18 protein-coding genes are annotated in these 23,247 nt (G+C 69.1%); 5 read left to right on the top strand and 13 right to left on the bottom strand.

The window, feature by feature from the left end; translation table 11 throughout:
• The 4 genes from ABL308_06070 to ahcY all read right to left on the bottom strand — a co-directional run bounded on the left by ABL308_06070 (position 1) and on the right by ahcY (position 5,332).
• Entirely contained in the window at positions 1-2,469 is a 2,469-nt protein-coding gene (locus ABL308_06070) for an ATP-binding protein (GenBank protein XBQ17444.1), read from the bottom strand.
• 139 nt (positions 2,470-2,608) lie between these two features.
• Positions 2,609-3,298: a hypothetical protein gene (locus ABL308_06065; protein XBQ17443.1), complete on the bottom strand. Its 690-nt coding sequence runs from the start codon at positions 3,296-3,298 to the stop codon at positions 2,609-2,611.
• A gap of 66 nt (positions 3,299-3,364) precedes the next feature.
• Positions 3,365-3,802: a TonB family protein gene (locus ABL308_06060; GenBank protein ID XBQ17442.1), complete on the bottom strand. Its 438-nt coding sequence runs from the start codon at positions 3,800-3,802 to the stop codon at positions 3,365-3,367.
• Positions 3,803-3,913: 111 nt separating this feature from the next.
• Entirely contained in the window at positions 3,914-5,332 is a 1,419-nt protein-coding gene (gene ahcY, locus ABL308_06055; protein XBQ17441.1) for an adenosylhomocysteinase, read from the bottom strand.
• Positions 5,333-5,622: 290 nt separating this feature from the next.
• On the opposite strand from ahcY, the gene ABL308_06050 reads away from it, so the two are divergent.
• Complete coding sequence (locus ABL308_06050) at positions 5,623-7,224, top strand: hypothetical protein (protein XBQ17440.1); 1,602 nt, start codon at positions 5,623-5,625, stop codon at positions 7,222-7,224.
• 25 nt (positions 7,225-7,249) lie between these two features.
• Here the strand turns inward: ABL308_06050 and ABL308_06045 are convergent, their stop codons facing one another.
• From ABL308_06045 to ABL308_06030, 4 genes are all read right to left on the bottom strand, one after another.
• Positions 7,250-7,522, bottom strand: a complete 273-nt coding sequence (locus ABL308_06045) for an HPr family phosphocarrier protein (GenBank protein ID XBQ17439.1) — start codon at positions 7,520-7,522, stop codon at positions 7,250-7,252.
• Complete coding sequence (locus ABL308_06040) at positions 7,519-7,923, bottom strand: PTS sugar transporter subunit IIA (protein ID XBQ17716.1); 405 nt, start codon at positions 7,921-7,923, stop codon at positions 7,519-7,521. The genes ABL308_06045 and ABL308_06040 overlap by 4 nt, the downstream gene beginning before the upstream one ends.
• 99 nt (positions 7,924-8,022) lie before the next feature.
• Positions 8,023-9,672 carry a stimulus-sensing domain-containing protein gene (locus ABL308_06035; protein XBQ17438.1) on the bottom strand — a complete coding sequence of 550 codons (1,650 nt, stop codon included), beginning with the start codon at positions 9,670-9,672 and terminating at the stop codon, positions 8,023-8,025.
• Complete coding sequence (locus ABL308_06030; GenBank protein ID XBQ17437.1) at positions 9,641-10,345, bottom strand: response regulator transcription factor; 705 nt, start codon at positions 10,343-10,345, stop codon at positions 9,641-9,643. The genes ABL308_06035 and ABL308_06030 overlap by 32 nt, the downstream gene beginning before the upstream one ends.
• A gap of 177 nt (positions 10,346-10,522) precedes the next feature.
• Between ABL308_06030 and ABL308_06025 the strand changes: the two genes are divergently transcribed.
• Positions 10,523-12,226 carry a hypothetical protein gene (locus tag ABL308_06025; protein XBQ17436.1) on the top strand — a complete coding sequence of 568 codons (1,704 nt, stop codon included), beginning with the start codon at positions 10,523-10,525 and terminating at the stop codon, positions 12,224-12,226.
• A gap of 18 nt (positions 12,227-12,244) precedes the next feature.
• On the opposite strand, the gene putP is transcribed toward ABL308_06025, so the two are convergent.
• The 3 genes from putP to ABL308_06010 form a co-directional block, all read right to left on the bottom strand.
• Positions 12,245-13,774 (bottom strand): sodium/proline symporter PutP, encoded by a 1,530-nt coding sequence (gene putP / locus ABL308_06020; GenBank protein XBQ17435.1) that lies wholly within the window; start codon positions 13,772-13,774, stop codon positions 12,245-12,247.
• An 81-nt stretch (positions 13,775-13,855) separates the two neighbouring features.
• The gene (locus tag ABL308_06015; protein ID XBQ17434.1) at positions 13,856-15,139 is read right to left on the bottom strand and encodes a glutamate-5-semialdehyde dehydrogenase; all 1,284 of its coding nucleotides are present in this window, start codon (positions 15,137-15,139) and stop codon (positions 13,856-13,858) included.
• 43 nt (positions 15,140-15,182) lie between these two features.
• Positions 15,183-15,971, bottom strand: coding sequence for a pyrroline-5-carboxylate reductase (locus tag ABL308_06010; protein XBQ17433.1), 789 nt, complete (start codon positions 15,969-15,971; stop codon positions 15,183-15,185).
• A 282-nt stretch (positions 15,972-16,253) separates the two neighbouring features.
• Here ABL308_06010 and proB point away from each other — a divergent pair, with 282 nt between their 5' ends.
• Positions 16,254-17,408, top strand: coding sequence for a glutamate 5-kinase (gene proB, locus ABL308_06005; protein ID XBQ17432.1), 1,155 nt, complete (start codon positions 16,254-16,256; stop codon positions 17,406-17,408).
• Here proB and ABL308_06000 read toward each other — a convergent pair.
• A complete protein-coding gene (locus ABL308_06000; GenBank protein XBQ17431.1) occupies positions 17,405-18,340 on the bottom strand; it encodes a tyrosine recombinase XerC in 936 nt (311 codons plus the stop codon). The genes proB and ABL308_06000 overlap by 4 nt on opposite strands.
• On the bottom strand, positions 18,325-18,984 hold the full coding sequence (locus tag ABL308_05995) for a DUF484 family protein (GenBank protein ID XBQ17430.1): 660 nt from the start codon (positions 18,982-18,984) through the stop codon (positions 18,325-18,327). The genes ABL308_06000 and ABL308_05995 overlap by 16 nt, the downstream gene beginning before the upstream one ends.
• Before the next feature lie 127 nt (positions 18,985-19,111).
• On the opposite strand from ABL308_05995, the gene ABL308_05990 reads away from it, so the two are divergent.
• Both ABL308_05990 and ABL308_05985 read left to right on the top strand, forming a co-directional pair.
• The gene (locus ABL308_05990) at positions 19,112-21,289 is read left to right on the top strand and encodes a primosomal protein N' (protein ID XBQ17429.1); all 2,178 of its coding nucleotides are present in this window, start codon (positions 19,112-19,114) and stop codon (positions 21,287-21,289) included.
• A gap of 67 nt (positions 21,290-21,356) precedes the next feature.
• Positions 21,357-23,204: a serine hydrolase domain-containing protein gene (locus tag ABL308_05985; GenBank protein ID XBQ17428.1), complete on the top strand. Its 1,848-nt coding sequence runs from the start codon at positions 21,357-21,359 to the stop codon at positions 23,202-23,204.
• Positions 23,205-23,247: the final 43 nt, after the last annotated feature.

The raw sequence follows: 23,247 nt of genomic DNA, 5'->3' as shown, positions 1-23,247 counted from the left end.
TTACTCGGCGCTGCGGCGCGCGGCGAGGTCGAGTTCGGGCGCAGCGTTTTCCGAGGCTGCGGCGAGCGGCAGGCGGCAGGTCACGCGCGTGCCCTCGCCCGGCGCGCTTTCAAGCGCCACCCAGCCGCCGTGCAGGCGGACGATGTCGTTGACCAGCGCCAGGCCCAGCCCCGCGCCGCCGCCCTCGCCGCGCTCGAAGCGTTCGAAGACGGTGGCCTGGCGTTCGGGCGCGATGCCCTCGCCGTCGTCGGCCACCCAGAGCACGGCCTCGTCGTCCTCGACATCCGCGCCCACCTCGATCGTGCCGCCGGCGGGCACATGGTCGAGCGCGTTGGTGAGGAGGTTATAGAGCACCTGCTTGAGCCGCTTGGCGTCCGCGCGCGCGAGCGGCAGTTCAGCCTCGGCGCTGACGGCGAGCTTGACCGAGGCGTGCTCGGCGCGCGCGGCGATCAGATCGGCGGCTTCCGTACACAGAGCATCGAGCTGGACATCGCCCAGTTCGAGCTCCAGCCGCCCCGCGTCGATGGCGGCGATGTCGAGAATGTCGTCGATCAGCTTGCCCAGCTGGGCGGAGGCGGACTGGATCGCGCCCATATGGTCGGTCTGCCGCTCGTTGAGCTCCCCTGCGAACCCGCCGGCCAGAAGATCGGCGTAGCCGTGAATGGTCGTGAGCGGGGTTCTGAGCTGATAGCTCACATGTTCGACGAACTCGGTCTTGATCCGCTCGGAGGCTTCCAGCGCCTCGGCGCGGTCGCGCAGGGCGGCCTCGATGCGGCGGGAGTCGGTGACGTCGTCCCAGGCGATCAGGGTCGCCCCGTCGGGCAGCGGCCGGGTCAGATAGGTCAGCTCCCGGCCGTCCGCGCGGCGGATCTCGCCCTTCACCGGCTTGCGGCTTTCCGGGCTCGGATCGGTGATCCGCGCCTTCAGCTCCGCCCAGGCGGTGGTGTCGGGGTGAAGCTTGGCGAGCGTTGCGGCGACATCGTCGAACGGCGCTTCGATCAGCGCTTCGCCCTCGGCCTGCCACAGCGTCTCGAACGCGGCGTTGTGCAGCTTCATCCGGCCGTCGGAGCCGAACACCGCGACCGCCTCGTGCAGCTTGTCGAGCGTGGCGCGCTGGACCTTGAGCTGGGTGTTGTAGCGCGCCTGCAGGGCGAGCTGGTCGGTCATGTCCTCGAAGATCAGCAGAAGCCCGCCCATCGGGTGGCGCTGGCGCGCGACACGCAGCGTGCGCCCGTCCCCGATCGGCCACAGCTCGTCAGGCGTGGAGGCGTCCGGCGCGGCTTCGTAATGGGCCAGCTCGCTCTCGCGCCATTTCGAATAGTCGAGCTGTTCGGGCAGCTTGCGCCGCTCGCGCAGCCGGTCGAGCAGCGCGCCGTGCGCGGGCCGGTCGTTGAGGAAGGCCTCTTCGAGATCGAAGAGCTTCGAGAACGCGGTGTTGTAGAACACCAGCCGCTTGGCGCGGTCGAAGATCGCCACCGCCTCGGCCATGTGGTTGAGCGTCTCGTCATGGGCTTGGCGGAAGCGCTTGAGCGCGGCCTTGGCCTCCTCGCCCTCGGTGACGTCGATCGCGAGCCCCGCCGCGCCGCCGTTCACCGGGAACACCACGAAGCGCATCAGCTTGCGCTGGCCGGCCAGCACCGCGCCACGCACGCCGAGCCTCGGCTCGCCGGTTTTCAGCGCCTCGCGCGTCTGGTCGGCCAGGCCCGGCTCGAGCAGGATCTGGCGGGAGAGCGCGTCCTCGGCGTCGCTCGCCTCGACCGCCTCGACATAGGCGGGATTGACGAAGCTGAGCCGTCCCGCGGCGTTCATGCGCCAGGCCGGGGCGGGCAGGCGGCGGACCATGTCCTCGAACGCGGCCGGATCCTCGAACGCCGCGGCGCGGGTTTCCGCCACCCCGCCGCGCGCAGCGGCCTGCCGGCCGCCGGCGGAGGCGTCGGCCAGCCACAAAGCGAGCTGACGGCCGGCGGGCCGGCCCTCGGCCTCGATCACCCGGCCCGAAGGCCCGGAAATGCGGATCGAGAACGCTTCGCCCCGGTCCATCAGCTTGACCATGCGCTGGCGCAGCGTGGTGGTCTCCCCGCCCGGCCCGAAGGCTTCGAAATCGGCCAGCCCGTCGAGGATCTCCGCGCCCGCGTCGCCGGATTTCGCCACGCCCTGGCCGAGTTCTGCGAACTCCACCATCGAGGCGAGCGCTGCGGGGCTGCCGTGAATGGCGGGTTTCGACCAGTCGCGCGCATCCGGGTCGGGCGGGCTGTCCCAGATCAGAACCAGGCCCGGATGGGCCGCGAACACGCTTTCGGCGCGACGGACCCGGTCTTCCAGCCTTGAAACCTTGTCGCGCCAGGCGGTGCGGGCGCGCCGGACCCCGGCGGTGAGTTTGTAGGCCCAGACCGACGCGGCGAGCGCGAAAGCCACCGCGCCTGCAGTGACGACGAGCGTTGCGAGCTGGACCGGCTCTGGTGCGGCCATGGCGCTGTGTGTCCCCCGGAAGGCGTGGCGCGCGGCGAAGCGGCGCAAGGCGGCGCGAATCGCATCTTACCGGAAGGTGAATCCGCGCGCGACCGTCAATGAGGCGGGGTGGGAGGGGCGGCCCGGTCCGGGTCTGGTCTTAGGGATCCAGCCCGATCGCAATGCCGATCCCGCCCTCCTCGCCATGATCGCCGAGATAGACGTCGATGTCCGCCTCGGCGTCCGGGCAGTAGCGGAGCGTCCAGGTCTCCCGCCAGGCGGACACCGCCGGGGCGGGCGCCTCGGCGGGACCACGCTGTTCTAGATAGGTCTCGAGCGACACCTCGCCGTCGTCTCGCGTATCGACGATCGCCAGAGCGCTCATCGCCTCTTGGTCGGAACACGCGCCATGCTTTTCAGTCAGGATTCCCGCGGCCATCGCGATCTGCTGGGTGAAGTCCAGGAGGTTGATCGCCGGAACGCGCGTCTCGCCGACAAAGCCCAGATAATGCATGTCGATGTTCACGACAGGTACGGAGAGCACTTCGTAGCGATGGCGCCGCGGCTCGGTTTCGCAGCCTGACGCGGTGAGCGTCGAGACGGTGCGCGTCGTCCCTCGAGGCAGCGCGCCCTGAGCGATGAGGCCGGCCAGCCCGGCGGAGGCTTCCACCGTCTCGGGCTCGGTCCATGCGCGATCCTCGCACGCACCGGTGATCAGCGTGTCGTAAGCGTCCAGCCGCTCGCGCACGTCTCCGTCTCCGGGCATCAGAAACTGGAGAAGCGGCGGCTGCTGTTGCGCGAAAGCGGGGCTCGCGAAAAGCGCGAGGAACAGGGCGGAAATTACACGCATCACGGGCTCCGGAGTTCGAGTGCACCGCGAGGCTAACCGCCGGCGCCCCTCAGGCCAAGCGCGCGATCACCCGATGCGCACTTCGCCTTGCGTGAATTCAAACAGCACCACGCAGCCGGTCAGCGGGCGGGAGACGGGGCGGAAGCGCCAGTCGCGCACCGCGCGCTCGGCCTCGGTGTCGAAGCTGCCGCCGGGCACGCCGCGCGCGACGCGGACGTTTGCAGTCTCACCGCTCTCGGAAACGTCGAACTGCACGATCGACCAGCCCTGAAGCCCTCTGGACCAGCCGCGCGCGGGATAGTCGGGCAGGCTGGCGGAAACCGCGCTCAGCGGCTCGCCGGCGCACTGGCTGGTGTCGGCGGCCCGCTCGACATTGGGCGGGACCGGCATGTCGGAGCTGGCGATGAACGGCCCGCGCTCGCGCGGATCGACGAGCGGATTGAGCCCCGTCATCGGCGTGCAGGCGGCGAGCAGGAGCGGGGTGGCGAGAAGGAGTGAGCGCATGGCCCGGACTAAACGCGAGGCGGGCGCGGCCCGCAAGACGGCGCGGACATGAAAACCCCCGCCGGATCGCTCCGGCGGGGGCTGTTTCGTCCCGGTGGGGCGTCGCTGCGCCTAGTACCGGTAGTGCTCGGCCTTGAACGGGCCTTTCTGCTCGACGCCGATATAGTCGGCCTGCTCTGCGCTGAGCTCGGTGAGCTTGGCGCCGAGTTTTTCCAGATGCAGAGCTGCGACCTTCTCATCGAGGTGCTTGGGCAGGATGTAGACCTGGTTGTCGTACTGGTCGCCCTTGGTCCAGAGCTCGATCTGGGCGAGCACCTGGTTGGTGAAGGACGAGCTCATCACGAAGCTGGGATGACCGTTGGCGTTGCCCAGGTTCACAAGACGGCCCTCGGAGAGAAGGATGATCTTGTTGCCGGTGGGGAACTCCACCAGGTCCACTTGCGGCTTGACGTTCGTCCACTGGAAGTTCTTCAGCGCCTCGACCTGAATCTCGTTGTCGAAGTGGCCGATATTGCAGACGATCGCCATGTTCTTCATCGAACGCATGTGATCGACGGTGACGACGTCCTTGTTGCCCGTGGCGGTGACCACGATGTCGATGTCCTCGATCACGTCTTCCAGGCGCACCACGGCGAAACCGTCCATGCAGGCCTGAAGCGCGCAGATCGGGTCGACCTCGGTCACCGACACCCGGCAGCCGGCCTGAGCCAGCGATTCCGCCGAGCCCTTGCCCACGTCGCCATAGCCGCAGACCACGGCGGTCTTGCCGCTCATCATCACGTCGGTGCCGCGGCGGATCGCGTCCACCAGGCTTTCGCGGCAGCCGTAGCGGTTGTCGAATTTCGACTTGGTCACGCTATCGTTGACGTTGATGGCCGGGAAGGCGAGCTCGCCGCGCTTGGCCATCTGGTAAAGCCGCATGACGCCGGTGGTGGTCTCTTCGGATACGCCCTTGATCGCGGACTTGGCCTTCTTGAACCAGCCCGGGGATTTCTCGATGCGGCGCTTGATGGTTTCGAAGAGGAATTTCTCCTCCTCGGACTTCGGCTCGCCGAGCACGGAGGGGTCTTCCTCCGCCTTGGTGCCGAGCTGGAGATACATGGTCGCATCCCCGCCGTCGTCGAGGATCATGTTGGCGGTTTCGCCGTTCGGCCAGTGGAAGATGGCGTCGGCGAACTCCCAGTACTCGCGCAGCGTCTCGCCCTTGTAGGCGAAGACCGGAATCTTCTTCTCGGCGATCGCGGCGGCGGCCTGGTCCTGGGTGGAGAAGATGTTGCACGAGGCCCAGCGCACTTCCGCGCCGAGCTCGACCAGGGTCTCGATCAGCACAGCGGTCTGGATGGTCATGTGCAGCGAGCCGGCGATGCGCGCGCCTGCGAGCGGCTTTTTACCCTTGTACTCCTCGCGCAGCGCCATCAGGCCGGGCATCTCGATCTCGGCCATCTCGATCTCGATGCGGCCCCAACGGGCGAGGCTGATGTCTTTGACGTAGAAGTCTTCGCCGTCGGCGCCGGCGTGCAGGAGAGTCATGGGCGCTGCCCTTTATTGCTGTCGGATCGGTGCGGAACGGCGGGCGCCGTCCCGGCGCGGGACGAGCGGGGTATAACGCCGCCGCCCGCCCGGATCAAATCGGTCCGCTACGCCGTAATTTTTCCATCATTTCTCAAACCGGTCCCGATCTTGTATAAACCTCCTGTTAAGGAAACGCGCCGTGCCGCGAGGGGCCGAGGGGACGGGGTCCGGCGCGAGTTTCCGAGGGGTGACACCGCGCGCCTTGAAGGCCTTCCGCCGACGCGCGCCGATCGAGGGAAAGACGTCAGATGGCGAACCTGCCGACCGCCTACGCCAGCCAGCGTTACGGCCGCAAAAGCCTTGATTTCTACGCCGCCTCCGGCGAAGCGATCGGAGCCGATCCCCGCGCGCGCAGCGACGAACGCCGGCTTCAGGATTTCGACGGCGCCCGGCATACGGTCCGCCTGAGTGAAAGCAAATTCGCGCTCGAACCCGGCGATCAGGCGACCGTTCTGCGCCTGCAGCCCGGACCCGAGCGCCGCTCGCGCCCGGTCGCGGTGGTCAATCACGCCCGCGGGACCTGGACGCGCACCCATCCCGGCGCCAGCGCGGTGCTGTCCCGATCCGGGATCGCGCGCAACGTGAACTGGACGCTGACCATGGGCCTGTTCGCGCTCGCCGCGCTCGCCTCGGTCTGGCCGTTCCTGCACACCTTCCTCGCCGAGCTTATTCCCGCCGCCGCAGCCCCGCTGCCGCGCTTCGACGTGTTCGCGCTCGCCGCGGCGTCCGTGCCGCCGATCGCCAGCTTCGACATGGCCGTCGCCGCCGCGCCGGTCACCGCCCTGCTCGAACAGATCCGCCCGGGCCTCGGCGCCTGGGGTCCGGCCGCCGCGTTCGGCGGGATCGCGCTTCTCGCCGCAATCGTGGTCTTCGGCGCGCGCTCCTGGCGCCTCCTGTGGGCCCCGCTCTTCGTGGGCGGGATCGGCGCTGCGGCGCTCGGCTTCGGCGGTCCGGCCGAAGCCGTGACGCCGTTCGTCTCCGGCCTCGGGATCGCAGCCGCCGTCTTCCTCGCCGGCGGGGTGTGGAACCGGCTCTCGGACGAAGCCCGGCTCGAGCGCCGGATCGCGCTTCTGGCCGACCATCTCCTGTCCGAGGCGCCCGAAGAAACCGTCCGCGCCGCGCGCGACGAGGCCGCCGATGATGAAGCCGCGGTTTCAGAAGATGGCGACCCCGCCTCCGATGATGACTCCGACGTGCTCGTCGGGGCCGGTGCGGCCGGCGCCGTCGCCGCCTCGCTGAGCCGTCTCGAAGGCGAGGCGGAGCCCGGCGACATCGAAGCCGAGACGCTCGAAGCGCCTGCGGAAGCCGCGATCGACGCGGAGACGGCGACGGATGGTGAAGCGCCCGAGCGCCGCTACCCCGCCCTGCCCGAAGCCGAGACGGCTGAAGAGACGGTGGCCGCCGAAGCCGAGGTCGAGGTTGCGACCGAGACCGAAGCCGAGCCGGACGCGCTCGTGGACCAGGCCGAGCCGGACCCGGTGGAAGCTGAAGCGCCGTCTACGGACGATGTAGCCGCCAGCGAAGACGTCGTCGCCAGCGAAGACGAGCGCCCGCTCGAGCCTGCGCTGAGCGCGGGCGAGGCGGACGGGCCGAACGCGCACGCCGACGGCGGACTCGATCCTGAAGAGGCCGAGCGGCTTAAGACCGATCCGCGCTACGCCGCCCGGGCCATCGTGCTGCCCCCGCCCCCGCCCATGCCGGTCGCGCGCCGCACGCCCGACCCCGCGCCGGGCGAGCCCGAGCTCGAGACCGCGGGCGGGCCTGAAACCCGCACGCTCAATCCCGGCCGTCCGCTCCCGGACAATGTCGTGCCGATCTTCGCTGCGCCTGCGCCGCGCGAGGACAGCTGATCAAGGTGAAAGGCGGGACCGGCGGTCAGTCGGTCTCGTCGAACCCGCACTCGACAAGGCCCGCCAGCGCGTCGAGCGCGGCTTCGGCGTCGTTTCCTTCGGCGCTGATCGTGATCTGAGCGCCCGGACCGGCGGCGAGCATCAGCAGCTCCATGATCGAATCCGCGCGCACCTTCTCGCCCTCGCGGGCGACGGTGACCACAGCGTCATACCGGGCGGCCTCGGCGACGAAGCGGGCCGAGGCGCGGGCGTGCAGCCCCCGCTGATTGCAGATGGTGACGGTGCGCGAGGCGCTCACGACGCGCTGTCGAGAATGCGGGACGCCACGGCGATATAGCGCTTGCCGGCCTCGGCTGCGCTGTCGGCGAGTTCGGCCACGCCCAGACGCGCGCGCGCCTCGGCGAGCTTGATCAGCATGGGCAGGTTCGCCCCGGCGATCACCTCGATCTTGTCCTTGTCCAGAAGCGAGATGGCGAGGTTGGACGGCGTGCCGCCGAACATGTCGGTGAGGATCACCACCCCGTCGCCCTGGTCGGCCTCCTCGACCGCCGCGCGAATGTCCTCGCGGCGCTTTTCCATGTCGTCGTCAGGCCCGATGGAGATCGACGCGCAGGCGTCCAGCGGGCCGACCACGTGTTCGGTGGCGGCGACCAGCTCGTCGGCCAGACGGCCGTGGGTGACGACGACGATGCCGATCATGCGCTGCAGCAAGCCTCTCAGGACAGTTCCGGTGCGCATATGTAAACGCGCTTTCGCGCCCGCGAAAAGCCCCGTGCGGTCACAGCAGGCAGGCGGGCCTCAGTCCGCGCCTGGCAATTCGACCACGAAACGCGCCCCAAGCCGCGCGCCGTCCGGTCCGGTCCGGTTCTCCGCCCAGACCCGGCCGGCGTGAGCGGTCACGATCTGCTGGACGATGGCCAGGCCCAGCCCCGAATGCCCGCCGAAGGCCGCGCCCTCGGGACGCTTGGTGTAGAAGCGTTCGAAGACCGATTGCAGGTTCTCTTCGGGGATGCCGGGACCGTCGTCGTCGACGACGACCCTGACCCGGCCCTGCGAGCCCGGCGCGCGGCGCGCGCTCACGCGCACCTGCCCGCCCTCGGGCGAGAAGGTCGCTGCGTTTTCAACGAGATTGAGGAACACCCGGCTGAGCGGACCTTCATGGCCGGCGACCATGAGGCCCGGCGCGGCGTCCACCGTGACTGCGATCTCGCGGCGGGCGTCGCGCCGCTGAAGGTTCGCGATGTCGGTCAGAAGCGCCTTGAGATCGATCCGTCCGACTGTTTCGCGCGACAACTCGGCGTCCAGCCGCGAGGCGTTGGAGATGTCGGTGACCAGCCGGTCGAGGCGTTTGACGTCGTGCTCGATCAGCCTGATCAGCCGTTCGCGCTTTTCCGGGTCCTTGGCGATGGGCAGGATCTCGGCCGCCGAGCGGATCGAGGCGAGCGGGTTCTTGATCTCGTGGCTGACATCGGCCGCGAAGCTCTCAATGGCGTCGAGCCGGTCGTAGAGCGCGTTGGTCATGCCGGTGAATGCCCGGCCCAGCTCGCCGATCTCATCCTTGCGGCCGCTGAAATCGGGCAGCTCCACACGCCGTCCGCCAGCCCGGCGCACCTTGTCGGCGGCGCCCGCCAGCCGGCGGATCGGCCGTGCGATGGAGCGTGTGAGCAGGATCGCGCCGAGCATCATCACCGCGCCCGCGATCGCGATATACGGCAGGATGGAATAGCGCTCCGCCGCGATCAGCGCTTCGAGGTCGTAGGACTCGTAGGTCACCGTGCCGACCACGGCCTTGATCGGCGCGACAGGGACGGTGACCGACACGATGCGCGCCCCGTTCGGCGCGCGCCTGATGCCGCTTTGCGGCTCGGCGGTCTCGAGCGCGGCGGTGACTTCGGCCTCGCGCGAACGGTCCAGCAGGGCGCGCAGTTCGGGACTGGCGAACAGCCGGCCGATCGCTTCTTCGGCGCGTCCGAACAGCCCGCGCGGGTGGGCGTCCTCATCGGGTGCGACGCCGGGCGGCGGCAGCACGCTCTGCTCGATCTCCCCGGCGATGAAGCTTGAATCCGCCACCAGCTCGGGGCCGGGCGTGTGGATGAGCGCGCGGGTCTCGTCGGGCACGTAAAGGGTCTGCAGCCGGCTTAGAACCTCGCGCGCGGCGACCGGATCGAGGACGGGTTCGGACGCCTCCTCGGGAATGGCGGCCTCGGCGAGCACGTTGGCCAGGAACTCGGCCTGATCGCTCAGCGAGACGATCTTGGCTTCGACCAGGCCGCGGCGGTTCTCCGTGATCCCGGCCATGCCCAGGACCAGCACCAGAAAGCTCGCCGCATACACGCCGAGAATCCAGCCCGCGACACGCGAGGGCAGCAAGCCCGGCAGGCGCGCGCGCAGGCCCGACAGGGCGGCGCGGACCTGCTCAAGCCTCCTTGTAACGGTATCCGACGCCATAAAGGGTCTCGATGCCGTCGAACGCCGGGTCGACGTCCTTGAACTTCTTGCGGATGCGCTTGATGTGGCTGTCGATCGTGCGGTCGTCGACATAGACCTGATCGTCGTAGGCCGCGTCCATCAGATTGTCGCGGCTTTTGACAAAGCCCGGCCGGTTGGCCAGCGCATGCAGGATCAGGAACTCGGTCACCGTCAGGCGCACCGGCTTTCCGTCCCACAGACAGGCGTGCCGGTTGGGATCCATCAGAAGCTTGCCGCGCTGGATCGCCTTCTGGTCGCTGGCGTCCGCCTCGCCCGTCCCCATCGGATCGGACTGGGCCCGGCGCAGCACGGCCTTCACCCGCCGGGCGAGCAGCTGGTTGGCGAAGGGCTTCTTGATGTAGTCGTCCGCGCCCAGATCGAGCCCCAGCGCCTCGTCGAACTCCTCGTCCTTGGAGGTGAGGAAGATCACCGGAAGGTTCGAGTTCTGGCGCACCCGGCGCAGCAGCTCCAGCCCGTCCATGCGCGGCATCTTGATGTCGAAGATCGCGAGATCGGGCGGGTTGTCGATCAGCGCGGGCAGCGCGGCCGCGCCGTCGGTGTAGGTCCGCACGTGATGGCCCTCGTGTTCGAGGAACATCGAAACGGTCGTCAGAATGTTTTCGTCGTCGTCGACCAGCGCGATCGCAGCCATGACCCGGTCCTTCCAAAAATTCGAGCCGGCGGGCCGTCCGCCTCGTCACCCGGAGTTTGCGCGCAGCTTATAAGCGCCCGGCCCGCAAGGCAAAGCGCCGGTGAAGAGACACGGTTACCGGCGATTAAGCGTATTCAGGGCACACTTCCCCCGCACATCCGGGGGTCGGGACAACTCATGGCGCGGCGCGACGTTCATTTCGAGGTCTTCCTCAAGAAACACAAGAAGGCGTCCTGGACGCTTGTGGAAGCGCGCGAGGACCGTCAGGAGGCGATGGATCTCGCCCAGGCTCTGGTGCGCCGCCATCCCAAGGGCTCGGTCCGGGTGCAGCGCGAAACCTGGGTGGCCGAGGAAAACGCCTTTCGCGGCGGGATCATTTTCGAGACCGGCCCGGAACGCTTCACCGAGCCTGAAGCCAAGACCGGCGAGGCGAGCCTGCCCTGCCTCACCCCGGACGATCTCAACGGCCCCGCCGCGCGCGAGACGATCCGGCGCGTGCTTTCAGGCTGGTTCGAGCGCCGCCAGGTGGTCCCGCTCGAGCTTCTGAACCGGCCCGATCTGATCGAGGAGCTCGACGGATCGGACACCGACCTGCAGCACGCCATCCAGAAAGTCGCCGTGGCCCGGGCGCAATCCTCCGACGCGTCGGTGCACGCCTATGTCCGGCTGATCAACGAGCTGGTCGAAAAGGGCGTCGAGCAGGCCCGCCGCGAAGCCAAGGCCGCGAAAAAGCCGCCCAAGGCCAGGGGCTTCGCCGAGCTCACCGAAAAGATCTTCAACGAAGGCTCGCCGGAAAAGCGGCTGCGCCGGGCGATCGCCGAGCGGCTCGCCGAGGCGCGCGACTATAACGGCAAGACCGCGCTGCTGCTCGACCTGCACGACGACCTGCCCAGCGATCCTGAAGCGCGCGCCTTCGCGGAAAAACAGGCCGACGCCTTCATCGCGGAGATGCTGAGCTTCGATCAGACCGTGCGCGCCATGCTGGGGCGGACCGACGATCTGGGCGAGGAGGTCGAGCGGCTGACCGGCGTCTATGAAGGCTCGCCGAACTGCGTCGAGCTGGTCGGCGCGCCGGACACCGCGCGGCGGCTGGCGGAGAAATTCGCCCGGCGTCAGCTGCCCAGCGCGCATATCGAGCTCGCCAAGCGCATTCTCGCCGCCCTGCGCGCGCCCAAGCGCTTCCGCCCAGACAGCGTGATGGCGGAGATCGAGCTCGCCCGGAAGCTGGCCCAGCGCCTGATCGCGGCCTCGGGGCCGAACCTGCATCCTGATTCGCTGGTGGACGCCTTCACCCACCGCTCGGCCAAGCTGCTCGCGCCCGAAGCGGTCGAGGAAGCCCTGGCCAACACCAGGGACCCGGCCGAACAGATCGAGCGGCTGTACAAGATGGAGGACAATCTGGTCGGCGAGCAGAACAAGAAGAAGCTCGCCGCCTATGTCCGCGCCAAGCTGAAGACGCCGCAGACCGAAAGCTTCTTCGTGCGCGGCGACGGCCGGCCGCTCGAGCGCCTGGCCCGGCTCGCCGCCCTGCAGCAGCGCGCCTTCAAGGGCTCCTTCCCGGCCGAGGACAAGACCGAGCTGGCCGACGCGTTCGACCAGCTGGGCATGAAGCTGCTCGACGAGACGAAGATCCTCTCCGCCGTGTCCGGCGGGGACCGGCCTGCGCTCGATCGCGCCTCGGCGCTTCTAAAGCTCGCCGCGGGCGGGGTGCTGCCCACGGGCCGGTGCCTTCAGGACGCGCAGGCCCGCGCGATGCGCCTGCTCGCCGGGGAGATGGGCCGGGGCGAAAGCGCCGAGCCGGCCAACAAGGCCAAGCTCAAGGACATCCAGCAGCTGATGGCGCAGCTGAAGCCGGCCGCGCCCGAAGAGGGCGCGGCCTGAGCTTGCAAGCGCGGCGGATCAGCCCCGCGTCTCCATCTCGCTTTCCATCGTCTCGTACTGGTCCCTCACCTTGCCCTTGGGCGCGCCGGTGATCGCATCGACGATCAGGATGGCGAGGGTGGAGGCGATGAAGCCGGGGATGATCTCGTAGATCACGCCAGACAGGCTGGCGCCCGGCTCGCCGTTCCAGGTCACCGTGATGGGGGCGTAGAGCCAGAACAGCACCACGGCCGCGCCGGTGACCATGCCCGCGATCGCCGAGGCCCGGCTCATCGACTTGCGATAGAGGCTGAACAGGATCAGCGGACCGAAGGCCGCGCCGAAGCCCGCCCAGGCGTTCGACACCAGCTCGAGAATGTTGCTCGACCGGTCGAAGGCCAGCGCGATCGCCACCAGCGAGACGACCAGAACGCTCATCCGGCCGATGAACACCAGCTCCTTCTGGCTCGCGCTGCGGCGCACGAAGGTCTTGTAGAAATCCTCGGTCAGCGAGCTCGACGAGACAAGTAGCTGCGAGGAGATCGTGGACATGATCGCGGCCAGGATCGCCGCGAGCAGGAAGCCGCCCACGAAGGGGTGGAACAAGACCTGGCTCATCAGGATGAAGATCGTCTCGCTGTCCTCGAGCGTGAGGTCGTTCACCGTCACGAAGGCCAGACCCACGATGCCGGTGAGCACCGCGCCGATCACCGTGACGATCATCCAGAACATGCCGATCCAGCGCGCCACGGCGACGTCCTTCAGCGTACGGATCGCCATGAAGCGCACGATGATGTGCGGCTGACCGAAATACCCCAGCCCCCAGCTCATCGCCGAGATGATGCCGATGACCCCGACCGCGGTCAGCGTCTCAGGCAGCAGGGAGAGATAGTCCGTCGTCGCCGCTGCAGTGCGGGTGGTCTCGGCGATCTCGTTCCAGCCGCCGAGCTGGGTCAGCGCCACGATCGGCACCATGATGAGCGCGATGAACATGATCACGCCCTGCACGAAGTCGGTGAGGCTGACCGCCAGAAAGCCGCCGAACAGGGTGTAGGCGATGACCACGCCCGCGGTCAGGAACAGGCCCAGACGGTAATCGAGCCCGAAGCTCGCCTCGAACAGCTTGCCGCCCGCGACCACGCCCGAAGACGTGTAGAGGGTGAAGAAGATCACGATCACGACCGAGCTCAGCACCCGGAGGATCCGCGTGTCGTCGTTGAAGCGCTTCTCGAAATAGTCGGGGATGGTGATCGCGTCGTCGGCCACTTCGGTGAACACCCGCAGGCGCGGCGCGACGAGCAGATAGTTGAGATACGCGCCGATCACCAGGCCGATCGCGATCCAGGCCGAGCTGAGGCCCGACAGATAGATCGCGCCGGGCAGGCCCATCAGCATCCAGCCCGACATGTCGGACGCGCCGGCCGAGAGCGCGCCCACAGCGGGGTGCAGCTTGCGGCCGCCGAGCATGTAGCCCGAGACGTCGTCGGTGGATTTCTTGTAGGCGTAGAGCCCGATGCCGAGCATCAGGATGAAATATCCCGCCAGCGAGACGATCGCTTCGATCTGCATGCTTCCCCCTTCTTGGTCGGCGTTATGAAAACGCCGGCGGAACACGCCCGCCGGCGTTGATGCCCTTGATTTCGCCGGGCCTTACGGCCGGGTCTGATTGGCGCCGCGGACGCGGTATTTGAAGCTGGTGAGCTGTTCGAGCCCGACCGGGCCGCGCGCGTGCATCTTGCCCGTCGCGATGCCGATCTCCGCGCCCATGCCGAATTCTCCGCCGTCGGAAAACTGGGTGGAGGCGTTGTGCATCACCACCGCGCTGTCGATCTCGTTGAGGAAACGCTCGGCGGCGCCGGCGTCCTCGGCGAGGATCGCGTCGGTGTGGTTCGAGCTGTGCTCGGCGACGAAGGCGAGCGCTTCATCGAGCCCCTCGACGATCTTCACGCTGAGCACGGCGTCGAGAAACTCCGTATCGAAATCGTTCGCGGCCAGAGGCTGGACGCGGGAGTCGATCTCGCAGGCTTCGGGCTCGCCGCGCACCTCGCACCCGCCCTTCGCGTCCAGCGCGTCGAGCGCCTTGGGCAGGAAGGCGCTCGCCACCTTGCGGTCGACCACCAGGCTCTCGGTCGCGCCGCAAATGCCGGTCCGGCGCAGCTTGGCGTTGGCGAGCACGGCGGCCGCCTCGTCGAGCTTGGCGCTCTCATGGACATAGGTGTGGCAGTTGCCGTCCAGGTGCAGAAGCGTCGGCACGCGGGCCTGGTCGCGCACGCGGGCGACCAGCGACTTGCCGCCGCGCGGGATCACCAGATCCACATGCTCGGTGCACTGAAGAAGCGCGCCCACCGCCTCGCGGTCGGGCGTGTCGATCATGGTCACGCAGGCCTCGGGCAGGTTCGCCGCCTTCAGCCCTTCGGCCAGGCAGCCCACGATGACGCGGGTGGAATTCAGGCTCTCCGAGCCGCCGCGCAGGATCACGGCGTTGCCTGATTTCAGGCACAGCGCGCCGGCGTCCGCGCCCACGTTCGGGCGGCTTTCATAGATCATGCCGATCACGCCGATGGGCGTGGCCACGCGCTCGATCTTCAGCCCGTTGGGGCGGCTGGTCTCGTGCAGCACACGGCCGACAGGATCGGGCAGGGAGACGATCTGTTCGAGCGCCGCGGCCATCGCCTCGATCCGGTCCGCGTCCAGCATCAGACGGTCGACGAAGGCGGCGGGCTTGCCCTTGTCCCTGACGCTCTCGACGTCCTTCTTGTTGGCCTCGATCAGCCGGTCGCGATTGGCGCGCAACGCCTGTGCGGCCTCGCGCAGGGCGGTGTTCTTCTGCTCGGTCGTCGCCGCAGCGAGCACGCGCGCGGCGGCTTTCGCCTGCGCTGCGAGGCGGTTCACATAGGCAGTCGCGTCAAATCCGGTGGTGGTCTCGGCGGTCATGAACGTCCTTTCTTGTCTTGCATTGAGGGCCCCGGCGCGCGCGTCAGCCGCGCAGCTCGCAGGCCCTGTCATAGGCGGCCTGAAGCGTGGCCTTCAGCCGCCCGGTCAGCTGGTCGTCGCCGTTGAGCGCGTTCACGCCCGCAGCCGTGGTGCCGCCCTTGCTCATGATGGAATCGCGCAAGGTCTCGAAATCCTGGCCGGTCTCGGCGGCAAGTTCCATGCAGCCCGCGATGGTTTCGAGCACCAGCGCGCGCGCCTGGTCGGCGTCGAAGCCCAGCTCCTCGGCGGCCTTCTGATAGACCCGGGCGAACTCGTAGACATAGCCGGGACCCGAGCCCGCCGCGGCGGTGATCCGGTCGATCTGGTCTTCGTCGGCGAGCCAGAGCGCGGTTCCCACCGCCTCGCCCATGCGCTCGGTGAGGTCGCGCTGGGCCGGGCGGACACGGTCCTGGGCGTAGAGCCCGCTCACCCCGCGCCCGATGCGGGCGGGCATGTTCGGCATCAGGCGCACCGAAGGCCGGCCGCCGGCCGCCTTGGAGATCGTCGCGGTGGGCGCGCCCGCTGCGATCGACAGCGCGAAACCGTCCTCTTTCACGAAGCGCGCGGCGGGCGGAATGGCGGCGTCGATAAGCTGGGGCTTCACCGAGACCACGATCGCGTCGAAGCGCGCCTCGCCCAGCGTGTCCGGCGTTGTGTGCAGGGCGACGCCGTCAGGCAGCTCCGGCGAGGCGGGATCGAGCACGGTGAAGTCCACACCGCCCAATTCGGCCCAGCGGGCCAGAAGCGCCCCGCCCATATGTCCGCACCCCACCATCAGTACGCTCGCGCTCACGCCGTCTCCTTCGTCTCACGCGCGCGCCGCATCGGCGCGCAGAAAAGCCCGCGCCGACGATGATCCCCGGCGCGATGCGGTGCAACATTTAGAGGCCGAAACAAACGCTGGCAACCGCAGCCGGCATGCGGCGCGCGGCTGTCACTTCTGAATCACAGTATTTTAGCGATTTGGTGAGGCTGCAGCGATCTGCGCCGGGCGCCTTGTAATAGTTCGTGCTGAAAGTATTTTGTGCGCCGCAAAACCGGCCGCTCCAGCGCCGCGCCCTTTTGGAGGATACATTTGACCGAGCGTAAACGCGTCGTCCTGAAGATCGGATCTTCGCTTCTGGCCAACTCAGAACACCTCACCCTGCGCTATGCGTTCATGCACGGGGTGATGGAGGACGCCGCGCGGCTGCGCGCGCAGGGCTGGGACGTGGTGCTTACCAGCTCGGGCTCGGTCGCGCTGGGCCTGTCGGTGATGGGCGTCGCGCCCGAGGAGGCGGGGCTTCTGGACAAGCAGGCCGCCGCGGCCTGCGGCCAGCCGCTCCTGATGAACGCCTACAAGCAGATCGCGCTGGAATACGGCTTCGACATCGCCCAGGTGCTGGTCACGCTCGAAGACCTCGAAGACCGGCGGCGCTTCCTGAACACCAAGAACACGATCACCCGTCTGATCGAGCGCGGGGTCATGCCGATCGTCAATGAGAACGACTCGGTGACCACCCAGGAGATCAAAGTGGGCGACAACGACCGGCTCGCCGCCAAGGTCGCCCAGATGATCCAGGCCGAGGAGCTGGTGATCCTCACCAGCGTGGACGGGCTCTACGACAAGAACCCCGACGATCCCGACGCCCGGCACGTGCCGAGGGTCGAAGACGTCTCGGCCTATCTCGAAGTGACCAAGTCCGTGTCCGAACTGGGTACGGGGGGCATGCTGACGAAGATGCGCGCGGCGAACATGGCCCAGAACGCGGGCTGCACCACCCGGATCGCCAAGGGCGAGATGGACAAGCCGGTCTCCGCCGTGCTCGACGGTTCGCGCCGGCACACCGAATGCGTGGCGATCGGCGACCCCGACAGCTCCTGGTCGATCTGGCTGACTGACCGGCTGCAGCAGGCCGGCGGGCTGACGGTCAACGCCGCCACCGCCGAGCGCTTGTCAGGCGGCCGCGGCGATATCGGCCGGGCCGACATCGTGGAGGTCCAGGGCGAGTTCGGCAAAGGCGAGGTGCTGCACGTCTATGACGAGGACGGCGAAGAGCTGGCCCGCGGCATGAGCAATTTCACCAGCGCGGAGATCATCCTGCTCGCCCGCAATCCCGACCGCACGGTCAAGGAGCTTCTGGGCTTCGAGGCCGTCCCGCGGGTCATCGCGCGGGAAAACATGGCGGTCCTGAAAGATCACCACCTGCCCTGGGACGCGCCCACAGACGAGCTGATCAAGGTCGGCTAGCCGCTCTGCGCCTTGCGGCGGGCTCTGGGATGGGTGCTGGCGTGCAGGCGCGACAGCGCCGCCCCGTCGACACCTGCATAGATCTGCGTGGTCGACAGCGAGGCGTGGCCCAGCAATTCCTGGATCGCCCGGAGATCGCCGCCATGGGCCAGAAGATGCGTTGCGAACGCATGGCGCAGAGCGTGCGGCGTCGCGCTCGACGGAAGGCCGAGCCGGGAGCGCAGGGTCTGCATTGACGCCTGCACCTGCCTTGCGCTGAGCGGGCCGCCGCGCACCGCACGGAACAGCGGCGCGTCAGGCTCAAGTTTGAACGGACACAGCGCGGCGTAGCGCTCCACCGCCTCTTTCACCGCCGGCAGCACCGGCACGATCCGCGTCTTGCCGCCCTTGCCCGCCACCCTGAGGGTCTGCGGCGGGCGCGCCTGCCGCCCGGTCAGGGCGAGCGCCTCTGAAATCCTCAGCCCGCAGCCGTAAAGAAGGCTCAGCACGGCGGCGTCCCGCGCGGCGATCCAGGGCTCTTTTTCGCCCGCCCCGGCGTCCTCGATCAGCGCCTTCGCCGCGCTTTCGCTCACCGGGCGGGGCTGGCGGCGCGGCGCTTTCGGCGCTTCGATCAGCCCCAGGGCGGGGTTTTCGAGCCCCCAGGCCTTGCGTCCATAGGCGAAGAAGCTGCGGATCGAGCTCAGCGCCCTTTGCAGCGTGCGCGCCCCCGCCCCGTCCATGCGGCGCGCGGCCAGGAAGGCGCGCCAGTCGGCGGCTTTCAGCGCTGCGAGGTGGGACAGGTGCGGCCGGGCGCCGAGATGGCCGGTCAGAAACTCGAACAGCTGGTCGAGATCGCGGCCATAGGCCTCCACCGTGCGCGGGCTCATCCGCCGCCCTTCCAGATGGGCGAGGAAGGCGCGCCGCGCCGCTCCGGCGTCTAGTGCTTGAGCCATGGCGCGAGCCGGCGCTCAAGCGCACGGGCCAGGAAATGCAGAAGGTCCGCGCCCTGATCGGGGGTGAAGGCCTTGCCGTCGCGCGCACCCAGGCACAGAACGCCGGGCCGGCCGCCGACCTCCAGCCGCGCCAGCGCTTCGGAGCGCAGGCCCGTGCCGACAGGGCCGTAAAGCGCGTCGGCGAAGCGGGCGTCGACCGGGCCCAGCCGCTCGGCCTTCTCGCCCATCAGCGCGTCCACGAGGTCGGGCGAGCAGCCCTGGATCGCGGCGCCGCCCTTCAAGGGGGCATGACCCTCGATGAACACCCGGATCGCATCCACGCCCAGCGCGCCGGCAGCCCGGCCGGCGAGCTTGCGGTCGAGCGCAGACAGGGTCTCCGCCTCCATCACCGCCAGCACAGCCGCATGCGTCTGCGCCTGAGCGGCGAGATTGGCCTTGGCCAGCGCGATGAGCGCGGTGTTCGTCGCGCGGACTTTCGCGAGTTCGGCTTCGAGCTTCTGGCGCGCGCGCGCGCCGAGATCGACCACGCCTTCGCCCGCCAGGGCGTCGCGCACCACCGCCATCAACGCCGGATCGCCGGTGACGATGTCGGGCCGGTCGCGAAGCGCGGCGCGCAGCGCGTCGATGTCGAGCGTGTCGGTCATGGAGCCCTCGCGAAATGCCGATCCCCCCGGTTAACCCCGGCGGCTTTGCGAATGCGTTAACCCTGACCGCTCGGCCCTGAGGTTTGCTAGGCTCGTACCAGATCCGATTCACCTTGCGGCGGTGGCGATGACCCTTTTCGGCGCCCGGCGCCGGGCGAGCGTGCTGTTTCCCATGCCGCTGCCCGAGCCGTTCGACTACGAGATCCCAGACGGCGCCGTCCTGGCGCCGGGCGATCACGTGCTCGCGCCTCTGGGCAAGCGCAGCGTGCCCGGCGTGGTCTGGTCGGTCGGCGAGCATGACGGCGCGCGCGCGCTCAAACCCGTCGATCAGGTGATATGCGGCCCGCCTCTGTCCGACGGCGTGCGCGATTTCATCGACTGGACCGCACGCTATCTGGTCGAGCCGCCCGGCGTGATCCTGCGCGCCGTGCTGCGTTCGCCGGCGGCGCTGAAACCCTCCCCGGTCGAGACGGTCTACAGGCCCACGGGGGAGAAAATCGCCCGGCTGACCCCGGCGCGCCGCGCCGTGCTGGACGCGGCCGAAGACGGCCCCGCCTCCGCCGCCGAGTTGGCGCGCCGGGCGGGGGTGTCGAGCTCGGTGGTGAAGGGGCTGGCCGAAGCCGGCGCGCTCGAGGCCGAGGACCTGCCCGTCGATCCGCCCTTCGACGCGCCCGACCCCTATCGCGAGGGGCTGGCGCTGAGCGACATCCAGGCCCGCGCGGCGGCGACCCTGCGCCGTCTGGTGGCCGCGGGCGGGTTTCAGGCGGCCCTGCTGGACGGGGTTACGGGATCGGGCAAGACCGAGGTCTATTTCGAGGCGATCGCCGAGCTTCTGCGCCGCGAGCCCGACGCGCAGATCCTGGTGCTTCTGCCCGAGATCGCGCTGACACAGGCCGTGACCCGGCGCTTTGAAGAGCGGTTCGGCGCGGCGCCTGCGCTGTGGCATTCCTCCCTTCCCGACAAGGACCGCCGCCGGGTCTGGCGCGAGGCGGCCTCGGGCCGGGCGCGGATCGTGGCCGGGGCGCGTTCGGCGATCTTCCTGCCCCTGCCGAACCCCAGAATGGTGATCGTCGACGAAGAACACGACCCCACCTACAAGCAGGACGACAATCTCGCCTATAACGCCCGCGATCTCGCCGTGGCGCGCTCGAAACTCTCAGGCGCGATGACGATCCTGGCGAGCGCCACGCCCTCTATGGAGAGCCTGGTGAACGCAGAAGCCGGGCGCTACGTCCATGTCGTCCTGCCCGGCCGGGCTGCCGGCGCAGTTCTGCCCGACATCGAGCTGCTCGATTTAAGGCTCTCCCCGCCCGAGAAGGGCGACTGGCTCAGCCCGCCTCTGGTCGACGCGGTGGCCGAAACGCTGGCGCGCGGCGAGCAGGCTTTGCTCTATCTCAACCGCCGCGGCTTTGCGCCGCTGGTGCTGTGCAAGTCCTGCGGTCACAAGATGAAGAGCCCGGAGGCGGACCGCTGGCTGGTCGAGCATCGCTATACCGGCCGGCTGGTCTGCCATGTCACCGGGTTTTCCATGCCCAAGCCCAAAGCCTGCCCCGAGTGCGGGGCGCTCGACAGCCTGATCGGGGTCGGCCCCGGCGTCGAACGGGTCGCAGAAGAAGCCGCCCGGCGCTTCCCCGAAGCGAAGGTCGAGGTCTTCAGCTCCGACACCGCCCAGTCCGGCGACGCGGTGCGCGACGTCGTCTCGCGCATGGAGGCGGGCGAGATCGACATCCTCGTGGGCACCCAGATCGCCGCGAAGGGCCACAACTTCCCCCGCCTGACGCTGGTGGGCGTGGTCGACGCCGATCTCGGGCTCGCCGGCGGCGATCTCAGGGCCGGGGAGCGCACCTATCAGACGCTGGTGCAGGCCGCCGGCCGCGCCGGGCGCGCGGATCGCCCCGGCCGGGCGATCCTTCAGACCTGGAAGCCCGAGCACGAGGCGCTGCAGGCGCTCGCCGCGGGCGACCGGGCGGGCTTTCTGAGCGCTGAACGCATGATGCGCGAAACGCTCGGCCTGCCCCCGTTCGGCCGGCTCGCCGCGATGATCCTGTCAGCGCCCGACCCCGAGGTTCTGGACGACGCCGCGCGCATGATCGCCGCCGCCGCCCCGGCCGCTGAAGGCGTGGAGGTGTTCGGCCCCGCAGAGGCGCCCCTGGGCGTGGTGCGCGGCCGGTGGCGCAAGCGCTTTTTAGTGCAGGCGGGCAAGTCGATCGACGTCAGCGCCTATATGCGCGCCTGGACCGCCCGGTTCAAAGCGCCCGCCAGCGTCCGGGTGAACGTCGACATCGAGCCCTATTCCTTCCTTTAGACAGGACGGGGGCATCCGGACGGCGCATGATGCGCATCCTAGGGGCGACGCTTTCAAGGGGACGCTCATGTTCAACCGTTTCGCCGCGGCCGCCGCCGCAATCGCCGCGCTCTGCCTGCCGCACGCCGACGCCTTGGCGCAGGACCTCCCGCCCGAACTCGCCGCGCTAGACGAGCGCCTCGACGAGATCGCCGAAGACCACGACGTGGTCGGCGCGAGCTGGGCGCTGGCTGACGCGAACGGGGTGATCTTCGCCGACGGGATCGGCTATGCCGACCGCGAAGCCGGGATCGAGGCGACCGGGGACACGCCCTTCCGCGCCGGTTCGGTGTCCAAGCTGCTGACCGCGATGGCGGCGATGCGGCTGGTCGAGGCTGGCCGGCTCGACCTCGACACGCCCCTGGCCGACATTGCGCCGGAAATCGCCTTCACCAATCGCTGGGAGGACGAGGCCCCGGTGCGCCTGGTGCACCTCGTCGAGCACACCGCGGGCTGGGACGACATCCAGCTTCAGGAATATCGCAGCTTCCCCGAAGGCACCACGATCGCCGAAGGCCTGGCCGACAATCCCCGCTCGCGGACGGCCCGCTGGGCGCCGGGGCTCTATCACAGCTACGCCAATTCAGGCCCCGCCGTGATCGGCCGGGTGATCGAGATCGAGACTGGCCGGCCCTTCGAGCAGGCGATGGAGGCGCTGATCTTCGATCCGCTGGGACTCGAGACGGCGAGCTTCGATCAGGACGGCGAGATCCGCCCTGCGAGCTATGCGAGCGACGGTGAACGATCGGACTTCACCCGCATCTGGGCCGGCCCGTCCGGCGCGCTCGCGATCAGCGCGCGCGATCTGGTGACGGTGGGCGCTGTCCTGATGACGGACGGGGCGGGTTTCATGACGTCCCCGACGGTGGCGCGCATGGAGCGCGGCGAGACCAGCGTTTCAGCGCAGAACGGCGGAAACCCTTACGGTCTGGGGCTTTTCGAGAGCCGGGACGAGACCGGCCTCTGGATCGGCCATAACGGCGCGATCGACGCAGCCCAGGCCGAGGTCTTCTACAACCGGCAGACCGGCATGGCCTACGCCCTGATGGTCAACACCTCCGGCCCGGCCATCCGCAACATGCGGCGAGCGCTGCGCGACGCCCTGGGCGGGGCCCAGCCCGCGCCCGAACCCGCGCCCGGCTGGACGCTGGCCGACAGCGCGGCGGGAACCTACCGCATCGTCAATCCCCGCCAGGAGATGACCCGCGCCCTGATCGACCTGTTCGAGCCGATCAGCGTCACCGCATGCGGCGCGGAGCTCTGCGTGGCGCGCGGACTCGGGTCGGAACCGCTGCGTTATACGCCCATGGGCGGCGGCCGCTTCTACAAGACCGACGAGCCGTTCAAACGCCTCGCCCTCATCGAAGGCCCGCGCGGATGGGAGCTCGTCTATGGCGGCGGCGAGACCTTCAGCCAGACCAGCGCCCTGCGCCTGGGCGCGCCGGTCGCGCTGTGGATCGCGACGCTGGTCGCGCTGATCGCCGGGCTGATCACGCTTCTCGTCTGGGCGGCCGCACGCCCGTTCGGCGTGTTCGCCGGGCAGAACCGCTGGCGGGTCTGGACCTGGCCGAGCCTCGCCGCGCTCTCCTTCGGGCTGGGCATGGGCGCGCTCATGATGCTGAGCATGGGCGACGTGCTGGCGAATTTCGCCGGACCCAGCCTCGGCGGGCGCGTCTTGCAGCTGGGCACGCTCGCCTTCGGCCCGATCGCGCTGGTGGGCGTGTGGGCAGCGGTGCGCGCACAGGACGTGCGCCTGTTCGCCCGAGCCCAGGCCGGCCTGACCAGCGCCCTGCTAGTGCTCGCCTGGGGCTGGATGTTCACCTATGGCTGGGCCGGGCTCACCCCGTGGAGCTACACGCCGGGGGTTATGGGCTGACACGAAAAACCCCGCGCCTTCACCGGGCGCGGGGTTCGTTCGT

This window comes from Oceanicaulis sp. (genome assembly GCA_040112665.1).
In the GTDB taxonomy this organism is placed as follows: Bacteria; Pseudomonadota; Alphaproteobacteria; order Caulobacterales; family Maricaulaceae; genus Oceanicaulis.
Note: the sequence above shows the minus strand (reverse complement) of the source record. Positions and strands in the feature narration are given on the sequence as shown.

Coding starts and splice junctions, on each gene's coding strand:
- putP (XBQ17435.1), bottom strand. CDS start 13,774: ATGCAGATCGAAGCGATCGTCTCGCTGGCGGGATATTTCATCCTGATG.
- ABL308_05990 (XBQ17429.1), top strand. CDS start 19,112: ATGACCCTTTTCGGCGCCCGGCGCCGGGCGAGCGTGCTGTTTCCCATG.
- ahcY (XBQ17441.1), bottom strand. CDS start 5,332: ATGACTCTCCTGCACGCCGGCGCCGACGGCGAAGACTTCTACGTCAAA.
- ABL308_06015 (XBQ17434.1), bottom strand. CDS start 15,139: ATGACCGCCGAGACCACCACCGGATTTGACGCGACTGCCTATGTGAAC.
- ABL308_06060 (XBQ17442.1), bottom strand. CDS start 3,802: ATGCGCTCACTCCTTCTCGCCACCCCGCTCCTGCTCGCCGCCTGCACG.
- ABL308_06000 (XBQ17431.1), bottom strand. CDS start 18,340: ATGGCTCAAGCACTAGACGCCGGAGCGGCGCGGCGCGCCTTCCTCGCC.
- ABL308_06040 (XBQ17716.1), bottom strand. CDS start 7,923: ATGATCGGCATCGTCGTCGTCACCCACGGCCGTCTGGCCGACGAGCTG.
- ABL308_06025 (XBQ17436.1), top strand. CDS start 10,523: ATGGCGCGGCGCGACGTTCATTTCGAGGTCTTCCTCAAGAAACACAAG.
- ABL308_06030 (XBQ17437.1), bottom strand. CDS start 10,345: ATGGCTGCGATCGCGCTGGTCGACGACGACGAAAACATTCTGACGACC.
- ABL308_06050 (XBQ17440.1), top strand. CDS start 5,623: ATGGCGAACCTGCCGACCGCCTACGCCAGCCAGCGTTACGGCCGCAAA.
- ABL308_05985 (XBQ17428.1), top strand. CDS start 21,357: ATGTTCAACCGTTTCGCCGCGGCCGCCGCCGCAATCGCCGCGCTCTGC.
- ABL308_06035 (XBQ17438.1), bottom strand. CDS start 9,672: ATGGCGTCGGATACCGTTACAAGGAGGCTTGAGCAGGTCCGCGCCGCC.
- ABL308_05995 (XBQ17430.1), bottom strand. CDS start 18,984: ATGACCGACACGCTCGACATCGACGCGCTGCGCGCCGCGCTTCGCGAC.
- ABL308_06065 (XBQ17443.1), bottom strand. CDS start 3,298: ATGCGTGTAATTTCCGCCCTGTTCCTCGCGCTTTTCGCGAGCCCCGCT.
- ABL308_06070 (XBQ17444.1), bottom strand. CDS start 2,469: ATGGCCGCACCAGAGCCGGTCCAGCTCGCAACGCTCGTCGTCACTGCA.